Annotated in this window: 12 protein-coding genes; 5 read left to right on the top strand and 7 right to left on the bottom strand. The window is 67.7% G+C overall.

All coding sequences use genetic code 11. From position 1 onward, the window contains the following. Positions 1–3 precede the first annotated feature (3 nt). Genes ACKY0W_RS19540 through fadD3 form a run of 6 tightly spaced genes read right to left on the bottom strand, consistent with a single transcriptional unit; the run spans position 4 to position 6,797 of the window. Positions 4–1,191: an alpha/beta hydrolase family protein gene (locus tag ACKY0W_RS19540; RefSeq protein ID WP_409435433.1), complete on the bottom strand. Its 1,188-nt coding sequence runs from the start codon at positions 1,189–1,191 to the stop codon at positions 4–6. Further along, on the bottom strand, positions 1,188–2,174 hold the full coding sequence (locus ACKY0W_RS19535; RefSeq protein WP_409435432.1) for a linear amide C-N hydrolase: 987 nt from the start codon (positions 2,172–2,174) through the stop codon (positions 1,188–1,190). The genes ACKY0W_RS19540 and ACKY0W_RS19535 overlap by 4 nt, the downstream gene beginning before the upstream one ends. 20 nt (positions 2,175–2,194) lie before the next feature. Then, positions 2,195–3,142: an acyl-CoA dehydrogenase family protein gene (locus tag ACKY0W_RS19530; RefSeq protein ID WP_409435431.1), complete on the bottom strand. Its 948-nt coding sequence runs from the start codon at positions 3,140–3,142 to the stop codon at positions 2,195–2,197. Then, on the bottom strand, positions 3,143–4,123 hold the full coding sequence (locus ACKY0W_RS19525) for an acyl-CoA dehydrogenase family protein (RefSeq protein ID WP_409435430.1): 981 nt from the start codon (positions 4,121–4,123) through the stop codon (positions 3,143–3,145). Further along, positions 4,120–5,253 (bottom strand): acyl-CoA dehydrogenase family protein, encoded by a 1,134-nt coding sequence (locus ACKY0W_RS19520; protein ID WP_409435429.1) that lies wholly within the window; start codon positions 5,251–5,253, stop codon positions 4,120–4,122. Before ACKY0W_RS19520 ends, ACKY0W_RS19525 begins: the two co-directional genes overlap by 4 nt. Beyond that, the gene (gene fadD3, locus ACKY0W_RS19515) at positions 5,253–6,797 is read right to left on the bottom strand and encodes a 3-((3aS,4S,7aS)-7a-methyl-1,5-dioxo-octahydro-1H-inden-4-yl)propanoate--CoA ligase FadD3 (protein ID WP_409435428.1); all 1,545 of its coding nucleotides are present in this window, start codon (positions 6,795–6,797) and stop codon (positions 5,253–5,255) included. The genes ACKY0W_RS19520 and fadD3 overlap by 1 nt, the downstream gene beginning before the upstream one ends. A 106-nt stretch (positions 6,798–6,903) precedes the next feature. On the opposite strand from fadD3, the gene ipdE1 reads away from it, so the two are divergent. The 5 genes from ipdE1 to ACKY0W_RS19490 are packed head-to-tail and all read left to right on the top strand — an operon-like array spanning position 6,904 to position 11,280. Beyond that, complete coding sequence (gene ipdE1, locus ACKY0W_RS19510; RefSeq protein ID WP_409435427.1) at positions 6,904–8,052, top strand: acyl-CoA dehydrogenase IpdE1; 1,149 nt, start codon at positions 6,904–6,906, stop codon at positions 8,050–8,052. After that, entirely contained in the window at positions 8,049–8,852 is an 804-nt protein-coding gene (gene ipdF / locus ACKY0W_RS19505) for a (5R,7aS)-5-hydroxy-7a-methyl-1-oxo-2,3,5,6,7,7a-hexahydro-1H-indene-carboxyl-CoA reductase (protein WP_406759731.1), read from the top strand. Before ipdE1 ends, ipdF begins: the two co-directional genes overlap by 4 nt. 4 nt (positions 8,853–8,856) lie before the next feature. Next, complete coding sequence (gene kstR2 / locus ACKY0W_RS19500; RefSeq protein WP_406759732.1) at positions 8,857–9,435, top strand: TetR family transcriptional regulator KstR2; 579 nt, start codon at positions 8,857–8,859, stop codon at positions 9,433–9,435. A 1-nt stretch (position 9,436) separates the two neighbouring features. Beyond that, positions 9,437–10,603, top strand: coding sequence for a steroid 3-ketoacyl-CoA thiolase FadA6 (fadA6, locus tag ACKY0W_RS19495; protein WP_409435426.1), 1,167 nt, complete (start codon positions 9,437–9,439; stop codon positions 10,601–10,603). An 11-nt stretch (positions 10,604–10,614) separates the two neighbouring features. Next, positions 10,615–11,280, top strand: a complete 666-nt coding sequence (locus tag ACKY0W_RS19490) for a TetR/AcrR family transcriptional regulator (protein ID WP_409435425.1) — start codon at positions 10,615–10,617, stop codon at positions 11,278–11,280. Between the two features lie 18 nt (positions 11,281–11,298). Here the strand turns inward: ACKY0W_RS19490 and ACKY0W_RS19485 are convergent, their stop codons facing one another. Further along, a complete protein-coding gene (locus ACKY0W_RS19485; RefSeq protein ID WP_409435424.1) occupies positions 11,299–11,904 on the bottom strand; it encodes a TetR/AcrR family transcriptional regulator in 606 nt (201 codons plus the stop codon). Positions 11,905–11,977: the final 73 nt, after the last annotated feature.

Genomic DNA, 11,977 nt, shown 5'->3' with positions numbered 1-11,977 from the left:
GATTCACCCTGTCATCAGTTGCTGGAGGAACCGGGTGGAGTCCGGCATCGAGGCGAGCACCGTGCCCGAATGGTCCTGGTCGGGATAGATGTGCAGCTCGACATTCTGGTGGTTGTCGATCAGCTGCTGATACAGCGTCTGACTGGACCGGGGCGGCACGTCGGTGTCGCGCAGGCCGTGTCCGAGAAAAATCGGCCGGTCATACCCGTCGGTCGGGGTGCCCATGAAGCGATCGAGCGCGGCGCCGATGCCGTCCAGCGAACCCACCGGTGCGCTGAACAGCTCGTTCAGTGTCGTTCCCGCCACCTGTTGATCCAGCTCCGGTTTGCACACCGTTTCCGCCCGGTCTGCCAGCTCGCGCCCGCGCGAAGTCAGCACGCTGTCGATGGGAATCTCGGGATGCGCTTCGCGCAGGGCAGCCACGATGTACGAGGTGTAGCTGATCGCCGCCGGCGGCACCGACTGCGGCGGCAGATCGGGGCCGGCCTCCATGACCAGCCGTTCGATGTTGGCCGGGGTCCCGGTGGCCACCACTCCGCGATAGTCCAGGCCGGTGCCGGCGGTGAGCCGGGTGGCCCACCAGGCGCTGTTGATCGCCGCACCGCCGCCCTGGGACTGCCCGACGATCGCCCACTTGGGGGACAGCGGCAGGTCCAGCTGGTGGACGGCTCGCACGGAGTCGATCACCGAGTGCGCTTCGGTGGCGCTGTTGAGATAGCTCATCAGTCCTGGCGTACCGAGCCCGACGTAGTCGGTGCCGACCACCACATAGCCCTGGTCGAGCCAGTGCGACAGGTATTGGTTATCACGGGGGCTGCGTGGCCGGGCCGACGGGGTGCAGTCGTCGCCGAGACCGACGGTGCCGTGCGCCCACGCGATCACCGGCCATCCCCCCGCCGGGGCCGCGCCGCGCGGCACGAAGACCGCGGCGGTGCTCACCGCGGGGCGATCGTGTTGGTCGGGCGTGGTGTACAGGATCCGGAATGCTTGGGCGGCGCCGGTCACCGACAACGCCGGGTCGAGTGGTGCCGAGGTGATCAGCTCCCCGTCGGCGGGAATGGCACCGGCGTACGCGCGCGCGTCCAGTCCCGACCACTGCGGCCCCGGTTCGGCGGTGGCCGATGAGGCCAGCACCAGGGCGACCAGCCCAATCGACAGCGAGGCGGTGGCCAGACGGCGAGCCGCGCTCACGTGTTCAGGGCCAGGAACGTGAACGGTTCGGCGACTTCGAAGTTCGCCGATGTCTCACCGGCGAAGACGTTGCTGTCGTCGGAGCCGAGGTCGAGCTTGCGCACCGCGGCGCCGTCGGTGAAGTCGAGCTTGGTCAGGTCCACCCAGAACACGTTGGGCGTCAGCGCCGACTCGAAGCAGTACAGCTTGCGGGTGTGGTGGGCGACGGTGCGCCAGCGGGTCGAGGAGATATTCGGCTCGCCCGGTGTGGAGATGCCGAACGGCACCGACACGTTGCGCACCACGCTGAGCACCGAAGCGAGTGCGATCTTCATGTCGTCGGCCTTCGGAATCGCGTTGACGTAGAACGAAGCCCGCGCGAACCGGTCCGCGGCCCGATTGGTGCCCGGCAGCATGACGGTGCCGCCGAGCTGCTCCCAATAGGCGTTCACGGCGAGCTGCTGGTCGAAGATCGGCGAGTTCGTCATCACCTGGTACTGGCGCCCGTGGTGGATGACCTGCTTGCCGTCAACGTATTCCACGATCGCACTGTCACCAGTCGCGTCCGACAGCGACAGGTGCAGAGTGGCCAGGCGGTCCTCACCGGGCACGCCGTCGGTGACCACCTCGAACGCTTCGGTGCTCAGCGCTGCGACGGCTTCGGCGACCGTGGCGAAGTTGTCCAGGGCGTACTGCGCCCAGACCGAGATGCACAGGCCGGGCCGGCTGCCGTCGTATTTCGGATACACCGACTCCGCCAGCCAGAGCAGGTTGGCGGACAACCCGGCTTCGTTCAACCCGTCGGTGGTGCAGATGTCGTAGCCGGTGGCCACCACACTGCCGTACTTTGCGGTCCACGTGGCGGAGTTCGCTCCGGCCCGGCCGTCGCGCTTCATGCCTCGCGGCAACGACCACAGATTGGTCGCCAGATCCAGCTTCCAGTCCATGGACCGTCCGGTGATGATGTTGCCGTTCGGGCCGAGATAAACCAGTCGGGTGCACATGCGGCTACCGTACGGGGCTGCTACAGCACCTCGGCCTGCAACCGGAGAAGATGCTGTGCCGGCAGGCCGAACAACTGTGAACTGCCGTGCGCGCGTTTGAAGTACAGCTGGATGTCGCTTTCCCAGGTGATCGCGATACCGCCGTGCAGCTGCACGGCTTCGCCGGCCACCTTGGAGAATGCCTCGCTGGCGATCACGCGCGCCAGCGCGGCCGAAGTCGCCGATGGCTCGGCGATGGCGTCGTCGACGACGGCGCGGGCGGCCGACACGGCCACGTACAGGTCGGCCATCCGGTGCTTGAGCGCCTGGAAGCTGCCGATCGGCCGGCCGAACTGCACCCGGCTCTTGGTGTACTCCACTGTCAGGTCCAGGCAGCGGGTTGCGGCGCCGATTTGCTCGGCCGCCAACAGGATCGCCGCGTAGTCCGCGATGCCCGGGTCGTCACCGATGGTTGCGGTCGCGGTGGGGGTGATCCGGCCCAGGCGCCGGGTCGGGTCCATGGTGGCTACCGGCTCGGTGCCGAATTCGGTCCAGCGCTGCAATTGCCCGTCCTGGGCGCCCACGACGATGTCCGCGATATCGCCGTTGGCTGCGTAGTTGTCGCCGAAGACGACCGCTCCGATAGCGCCGCCTTCCGCCAGCTGTTCCAGCGCTTGGGCGTCGGGCTCGGGCGCGGCCAGCAGCGCCAGTTCGGCCAGAATGGTGCCCAGCAGCGGGGTGGGCACCAGTGCCTTGCCCAGTTCCTCGAGAACGACTGCGGCATCACCCAGCTCGCCACCGGCGCCGCCGAGCTCCTCGGGCACCACCAGGGCGGCGGCCCCGACCTGCTCGCACAGCAGCTGCCACAGGGATTCGTCGTAGCCGCGCTCGGACTCCATCGCCACGCGCACGGCTTCGGGTGTGGCGTGCTTGTCGACCAGTGCGGCCACGGTCTGGCGCAGCAGGTCGCGTTCGTCGTTGCGGGCCACTTAGATCGCCTCCAACACTCGCCGCCGGTGTGCGGTCGCATCCCCCCACGCGGGACGCAGGGCCTGCACCCGCAGTAGCCACAGCGACAGATCGCACTCGCTGGTGAAGCCGATGGCGCCGTGGGTCTGCAGCGCCGAATGCGCGGCCAGCAGAGCGGCATCGGATGCGGCCACCTTGGCGGCGCTGACGTCGCGGGCAGTGTCGGCGTGGAGCGGTCCGGCCGCGGAATCAGCCAGAGTCAGGGCTGCCCCGTACACCAGCGGTCGGGCCAACTCGAGCGCGATGTGCACGTCGGCCAGCTTGTGCTTGATCGCTTGGTAGCCGCCGATCACCCGGCCGAACTGGGTGCGCTGCTTGGCGTAGTCGACCGCGGTGTTCAGCATCGCCTGCCCGGCCCCGATCAGCTGCGCGGCGGTGGCCAGGGCGCCCATCTCGTAGGCGCGGGCGGTGTCGGCGTCCCAGGCCGCTCCGTTGGCGGTGACATCGAATAGCGCCCGGCTGGGATCCACCGAGGCGTGGCGGGCGCCGGCCTGGGCGATCGATGCCGTCCCGTTCTCAGCCAGCAGAACAAGATCGGCGGCTTGAGCATCCAGGGCCCGCGGGGTGTGCGGCGGCAGTGCCGCGGTCGCGATCAGCTCACCGGCGGCGAGGGCGGCCAGCTGTGATCCAGCATCGGGCGAGCCGGTCAGCAGGATGGGCGCCACCGCAATGGACTCCACCACCGGGCCGGGCACGCACCAGCGGCCGAGCGCCTCGATGGCCAGCACCAGGTCGACGGGATGGGCGCCGATGCCGTCGAACTCCTCCGGAACCGCCAGCGCGGTCACGCCCAGCTCGGCCAGCTGATTCCACACCTGACGGCCCCGCTCGGTGTCGCCTTGCGACCAGGCGCGCACCGCGCCGGGCACATCGGCGGCACCCAGGGCGGCGTCGATGCTGGCCGCAAAGTCGCGCTGCTCTTGGTCTAGATCGAATTTCATTTCTTCTCCCGGGGCAGGCCCAGCAGCCGCTCGGCGATGATATTGCGCTGAATCTCGTTGGTGCCGGCATAGATCGGGCCGCCGAGCGAGAACAGGTAGCCGTGGGTCCAGGCGTCGGCGAGTTCGCCGTCGGCGCCGCGGATGTCCAGACCGGTTTGGTGCAGGGCGACGTCGAGGTCGGACCAGAACACCTTGGTCACCGAGGACTCCGCGCCCAGTTCGCCGCCGGCAGCCAGCCGGGTCACGGTGCCGAACGTCTGCAACCGGTAGGCCTGCGCCCTGATCCAGGCGTCGGCGACGCGGTCGGTGAACGCCGGATCGCTGCCGTGTTGCTTCCACATCGCGGCCAATTTCTCGGCGCCCACCACGAATCGGGCCGGGCTGCGCAGGCTCATGCCGCGCTCGTTGCTCGACGTGCTCATCGCGGCGCGCCAGCCTTCGTTCGGCACACCGATCACGTCGTTGTCCGGCACGAAGACATCGTCGAGGAAGATCTCACCGAAGCCGGTCTCGCCGCCGAGTTGTTCGATGGCACGAACGGTGATCCCGTCGGCCTTCAGGTCGAACATGAAGTAGGTCAGGCCGTGGTGGCGCTGGGCTTCGGGGTCGGAGCGGAACAGCCCGAAGCCGCGCTCGCCGAACGGGGCGCGCGAGCTCCAGATCTTCTGCCCGTTGAGTTTCCAGCCGCCGTCGACCTTGGTCGCCGTCGAGCGCAGCGACGCCAGGTCACTGCCGGACTCCGGCTCAGACCATGCCTGCGCCCAGATCTCCTCGCCGCTGGCCATCTTCGGCAGGATGCGGTCCAGCTGCTCTTGCGTGCCATGCGCGAACAGCGTCGGCGCCAGCATCGAGGTGCCGTTGGCACTGGCCCGGCCGGGCGCGCCGGCGCGGAAGTACTCCTCCTCGTAGACCACCCACTGCAGCATGGTGGCGTCGCGCCCGCCGTACTTCTTCGGCCAGGCGATCACCGACAGGCCGGCATCGAAGAGCACCTTGTCCCAACGGCGGTGCTGCTCGAAACCCTCGGCGGTGTCGTAGGACAGGAGAGGGAACTTGTCCCGATTGTCGTGCAGGAACGCTCGCACTTCGGCCCGGAAGGCCTCGGTCTCGTCGTCGTAATTCAGGTCCATCAGGCCCACTCTCTCAATTCAGGCTTGACCACCTTGCCGCCGGGATTGCGCGGTAGGGAGTCGGTGAAGGTCACCGATCGCGGTGCCTTGAAGTTCGCCAAATGTTCACGGGCGTAAGCGATCACCGCTTGCTCGTCCAGGGTCGACCCGGCCCGGCGCACGATGAAGGCGCGGCCCACTTCGCCCATCCGTTCATCGGGCACGCCGATCACCGCCACGTCGGCCACGCCGTCGAGGCGGGCCAGGACCTGCTCGATCTCGGCCGGATAGACATTGAAGCCGCCGGAGATGTACATGTCCTTGAGCCGGTCGGTGATTCGCAGGTTCCCGGCGGCATCCACGGTCCCGATGTCGCCGGTGTGCAGCCAGCCCTGCTCGTCGATCGCCGCGGCGGTGGCCTCCGGGTCATCGAGGTAGCCGAGCATGATGTTGGCGCTGCGCAGCAGTACTTCGCCGGAATCCGAAGCGCCGCCGGTGCTTTCCAGCCGCAGCTCGAAGTCGCCGATCGGACGCCCGCAGGTGGTGGCGACGGTGACGGCGTCGTCATCGGCGCGGCACATGGTGCCGAATCCGCCGGATTCGGTCAGCCCGTAAGCGGTGAGCACGATGTCGATGTCCAGTTCGGTCTGCATCCGCTCGATCAGCACCACCGGGACGGTGGCCGCTCCGGTGACCGCGAACCGCAGCGAGCTCAGATCGTGTTGGTCACGCTCGGGGTGATCCAGCAGGGTCTGGTAGATGGTGGGCGGCCCGGGCAGCACGGTGATCCGGTGGGATTCGATGGCGCGCAGCGCCCCGGCCGGGTCGAAGGTGAGCTGCGGGATCAGCGTGGCCCCGGTCTGCAGGCAGGCCAGAATGCCGGCCTTGTAGCCGAAGTTGTGAAAGAACGGATTGATGCACAGGTAGCGGTCCTGCTCGGTCATCTGACCGCACTGGGCCCAAGCCGCCGGGCCGGCCAGCGACTGGCGGTGGGCGCAGAGCACGCCCTTGCTGCGGCCGGTGGTCCCGGAGGTGAACAGGATGTCGGAGAGATCGTCAGGTCCGACGGCGGCGGCACGGGCGTCGACGTCGGCTGCCGGAACAGCGGCCCCGGCGGCGATGAACTCGTCCCAGGTTCCGTCGGCGATATCTACCGGAATCCGGATGACGTGCTGCAGATCGGGCAGTTGGTCTCGATCCAGTTCGGTGAGCCGGTCGGTCTTGAGGAACCGGCCCATGCCGATCAGCACCTTGGCTTTACTGCGGGCGAGGATGTCGGTGGCTTCCGCTGCGGTGTAGCGGGTGTTCAGCGGCACCAGCACGCCGCCGGCGTAATGGGTGCCCAGGCAGGTGATCACCCAGTGCCAGGTGTTGGGCGACCACAGCGCAACCCGGTCGCCGGGCTGCACGCCCAGGGCGATCAGGGCCGCGGCGGCCCGGCGCACTTCATCGCGCAGACCGGCGTAGGTGAAGCGTTTGTCCTCGGTGACCAGGGCGTCATGGTCGGGAAGCGCGCGTGCGATGTGGTCCAGGGCCGCAGGTGTGGTCTGCGGTTCTGTACTCATAGGCGCTGCTCCTCCCCGTCGCTGAACTCTGCATCGCCGTCAGCGCGGGCTCCCGGGGCTCGACGGCTCGTAGCCGAGCAAGTGCTTGGTAGGTTAGCCTACAAGGGTGCAAGCAGTCGAGGAGTTCCGGGCTGAGGTCCGTGCATGGCTGGCCGACAATCTGGTCGGGGAGTTCGCCGAGCTCAAGGGCCTCGGCGGCCCGGGGCGGGAGCATGAGGCGTTCGAGGAGCGGATGGCGTGGAACCGCCATCTGGCCGACGCCGGCCTGACCTGCCTGGGCTGGCCGGTGGAACACGGCGGGCGCGGCCTGTCGGTGGCGCACCGGGTGGCGTTCTATGAGGAGTACGCCAAAGCCGACGCGCCCGACAAGGTCAATCACCTGGGCGAAGAGCTCCTGGGCCCGACCCTGATCGCCTTCGGTACGCCCGAGCAGCAGCACCGGTTCCTGCCCGGCATCCGCAATGTCACCGAGCTGTGGTGCCAGGGCTACTCCGAGCCCGGTGCCGGCAGTGACCTGGCCAATGTGGCCACCACCGCGGTGCTCGACGGCGATGCGTGGGTCATCAATGGCCAGAAGGTCTGGACGTCCCTGGCGCACCTGTCACAGTGGTGCTTCGTGGTGGCCCGCACCGAGAAGGGCTCCAAGCGGCACAACGGGCTGTCGTACCTGTTGGTGCCGCTGGACCAGCCCGGCGTCGAGATCCGGCCGATCGTGCAGCTCACCGGCACCTCGGAGTTCAACGAGGTGTTCTTCGACGACGCTCGCACCGACGCGGACCTGGTGGTCGGTGAGCCCGGTGACGGCTGGAAGGTCGCGATGGGCACGCTTACCTTCGAGCGTGGCGTGTCGACACTGGGCCAGCAGATCCGTTACGCCCGTGAGCTGTCCGCGCTCGCCGAGCTCGCGCAGCGCAACGGGGCCGCCGAAGACCCGCTGATCCGTGAGCGGCTGACCCGGTCCTGGGTGGGCCTGCGGGCGATGCGGTCCTACGCGATGGCCACCATGGATGTGGAGCAGCCTGGCCAAGACAACGTATCGAAACTGTTGTGGGCCAACTGGCACCGTGACCTGGGCGAGCTGGCGATGGACGTGATCGGGCGCGACTCGATGGTGCTGGCGGACGGCGAATTCGACGAGTGGCAGCGGCTCTACCTGTTCACCCGCAGCGACACCATCTACGGCGGGTCGAACGAGATTCAGCGCAACATCATCGCCGAGCGGGTTCTCGGCCTACCCCGGGAGGCAAAGGGATGAGCTCGACGTCCAAGGATCTGTCCAAGACGCCGGAAGAGATCGCCGGGCACGGCCTACTGGCGGGCAAGACGGTCCTGGTGACCGCTGCCGCCGGCACCGGGATCGGCTCCACCACCGCGCGGCGTGCGCTGCTCGAAGGCGCCGACGTGGTGGTCTCCGACTACCACGAACGCCGCCTCGGCGAGACCCGCGACGAACTGGCCGGCCTCGGGCTGGGCCGGGTGGAGGCGGTGGTCTGCGACGTCACCTCCACCGCAGCGGTCGACGCGCTGTTCGACGAGGCCGTGGCGAAGATGGGCCGGCTTGACGTGCTGGTCAACAACGCCGGACTCGGCGGGCAGACCCCGGTCATCGACATGACCGACGACGAGTGGGACCGCGTGCTCAACGTGACGCTCACCTCGGTGATGCGGGCGACGCGGGCGGCGCTGCGCTACTTCCGCGACGCCCCGCACGGCGGGGTGATCGTCAACAATGCCAGCGTATTGGGTTGGCGTGCACAGCATTCGCAGTCGCATTACGCCGCGGCCAAGGCCGGCGTGATGGCCCTAACCCGGTGCAGCGCGATCGAGGCCGTCGAGTACGGGGTGCGGATCAACGCCGTCTCGCCGTCGATCGCCCGGCACAAGTTCCTGGAGAAGACCAGCTCGTCCGAACTGCTGGACCGGCTTGCCGACGACGAGGCGTTCGGCCGGGCCGCCGAGCCGTGGGAGATCGCCACCACCATCGCGTTCTTGGCGAGTGACTACTCCAGCTACCTGACCGGCGAGGTCATCTCGGTTTCCAGCCAGCGCGCCTGATGCCATGACGCGCCGTGACGAACTCCTGAACCTGGCGGCGGCGATGATCGCCGAGCGTGGCCTGCGCGCCACGACTGTGCGCGACATCGCCGACGCCGCTGGGATCTTGTCCGGCAGTCTGTACCACCATTTCTCCTCCAAAGAGGAGATGGTCGACGAGGTGCTGCGCGACTTCCTGGACTGGTTGTTCGCCCGCTATCAGCAGATCGTCGACAGCGAAACGGATCCGCTTGCGCGCCTCAAGGGACTGTTTTTGGCCTCGTTCGACGCGATCGAGCATCGACACGCCCAAGTCGTCATCTACCAGGACGAGGCCAAGCGGCTGTCGTCTCACGAGCGGTTCTCCTACGTCGAGGAACGCAACCGGCAGCAACGTAAGATGTGGCTTGACGTGCTGCAGCAGGGCATTGAAGCGGGAATCTTCCGCCCCGACCTCGACGTCGACCTGGTCTATCGCTTCATCCGCGACACCACCTGGGTATCGGTGCGTTGGTACCAACCCGGTGGTCCACTGACCGCCGAACAAGTCGGCAGACAATACCTCGCCATCGTGCTGGGTGGTATCACCAAAGAAGGAGTCTGAAATGGCCGCACAAGTTTCCGAGGCGTATGTCATCGACGCCGTTCGCACCGCCGTCGGCAAGCGCAACGGGTCGCTGGCCGGTATCCACCCGATCGACCTGGGCGCCTTGGCCTTTCGCGGCCTGCTGGACCGAGTCGGCGTAGACCCGGCCGCCGTCGACGATGTGATCGCCGGCTGCGTGGACGCTGTCGGCGGCCAGGCCGGCAACATCGGCCGGCTCGCGTGGCTGGCAGCCGGCTTCCCTGAAGGAGTGCCCGGCGTCACCGTTGACCGGCAGTGCGGTTCGTCCCAGCAGGCCATCTCGTTCGGTGCACAGGCCATCATGTCCCGCACCGCGGACCTCATTGTGGCCGGTGGGATGCAGAACATGAGCTGGATCCCGATTTCGTCGGCGATGGTCGTCGGTGAGCAGTTCGGCTTCACCTCGCCGACCAACGAGTCGAAGAAGTGGCTGGAACGCTACGGCGACGAGGAGGTCTCGCAGTTCCGCGGCGCCGAGATGATCGCCGAGCGCTGGGACATCTCCCGCGAGGACATGGAGCGCTTCGCGCTGCAGAGCCACCAGCGGGCGTTCACCGCTATCGCCGAGGGCCGGTTCGACAACGAGATCATCGACGTCGACGGTTTCCGGGTGGACGAGTGCCCGCGTGAGTCCACGCTGGAGAAGATGGCCGGTCTCAAGACGCTGGTCGAGGGCGGCCGGCTGACCGCCGCGCTCTCCAGCCAGATCTGCGACGGGTCGGCTGCGGTATTGCTCGCCTCGGAAAGCGCAGTGCAGGCGCACGGTCTCAAGCCGCGCGCCCGCATCCACCACATCAGCGCCCGTGGCGACGACCCGGTGATCATGCTGACCGGCCCGATTCCGGCCACCCGCTACGCGCTGGAGAAGACCGGCCTGAGCATCGACGACATCGACGTCGTGGAGATCAACGAGGCGTTTGCGCCGGTGGTGCAGGCCTGGATGAAGGAGTTTCCGATCGACCCGGCCAAGGTCAACCCCAACGGCGGGGCGATCGCGCTGGGCCACCCGCTCGGGGCGACCGGGGCCAAATTGTTCACCACCATGCTCAACGAACTGGAGCGCACCGGCGGCCGGTACGGTTTGCAGACGATGTGCGAAGGCGGGGGCACCGCTAACGTCACGATCATCGAGCGCCTTGGCAGCTAAAATCGGGCCTTATGGAAACACCGACTCCGACGGCACCAGGGGGGCGCCGGATTCGCGGGCTTGACGCTGATCAGCGTCGAGCTCAGCGCCGCGAGCAACTCTTGACCGCAGCGTTCGAATTGTTTGCCCGAGACGGCTACGTCAACACCTCGATCGAGCAGATCTGCCAAACCGCCTACGTGGGCAACAAGGCGTTCTACGAGCTGTTCGACAGCAAAGAAGACTGTTACCTGGCGCTGATGAACGAGATCGGCGACCGCATCGAGGCGCGGGTCTCGGAGGAGTTGCTCCACGGTGCTCCCGACGAGACCGAAGAGGCGACGGTGCGCCGTGTCCTGACGGTGTTCGCCCATGAGCTGGTCGTCGACCCCCGAGTGGCCGTCGTTGCGTTCCGGGAAAGCACCGGAATCTCGCCGCGGGTCGAGGCGCAACGGCGGGCGAACCGCAAGTGGGCCGCGAACTTCATCGAGTCGTTCTGGCGCAGCAAGGCCCAACCCGGCCAGACCGTCGACTACCGGGCGATGGCGGTAGCCACCGTCGGGGGACTGTTCGAGATCATCGTTGATTTCTTGCACCAGACCGACCCGCCGCGATCGATCGACGACCTCACGCGCGACCTCACCACATTCCTGATCACGGTCAGTAACGGGATCCATCTTCCCGCCCAAGCCAGCTGAACCCGCGCGGTCGGGGCCTCACCTCACCAGCCCGGCGATGATGTCGTCGACCGTTCGCCCTGCCAGCGCATCCAGGTCGGGGCGGGGGGCGCCGCGCAGCGGCCCGCGCAGGGCCAGTTCGGCGAATCCGTGCACGGCTGACCAGCACGGCCACTCCGCGCCCGCACGCCGGTTCGCGTGCAGCACACCGGCCTCCGTCATCGCATCGAGTGCGGTGACCAGTGCGCGAAACGGTGGTGGGACTCCGTCGTCGTCGACCGAGGTGACACCGGAACCGAAGAAGGCCACGGTGAACCATCCCGGCTCGTCCAACGCGAATCCGATGTAGCCGAGTCCGACCGCGCGAAGCTGATTGCGCGCCCGGTTCGCCGGGGTGCCGCGTCGGCCCACCGATGGCAGCATGCGTGCGGCCATGCGGTCTCCGATGGCGATCGCGACGGCTCTCAACAGCGCCTCGCGGTCGGCGAAGTGGCGGTATGCGGCGTTGGGGGAGACCCCGACCCGCCGGGTCGCCTCCCGGACGGTCAGAGCCTCTGGGCCGCCGAGACGGGTCAGCTGTAGTCCGGCGTCGATCAGTGCCGCGCCCAGGTCGCCATGGTGATAACCGGTCTTCGTCGCAGTCACCTCTTGACAGCCCCCTCGGGTTCAAGTGTACGGTGTGAACATAGCCAATGTAGACGCCGTACACATGCCAATG

The organism is Mycobacterium sp. SMC-14 (assembly GCF_046250075.1).
In the GTDB taxonomy this organism is placed as follows: domain Bacteria; phylum Actinomycetota; class Actinomycetes; order Mycobacteriales; family Mycobacteriaceae; genus Mycobacterium.
The sequence above is the reverse complement of the archived record's forward strand: the minus strand, read 5'-3'. Positions and strand labels throughout refer to the sequence as shown.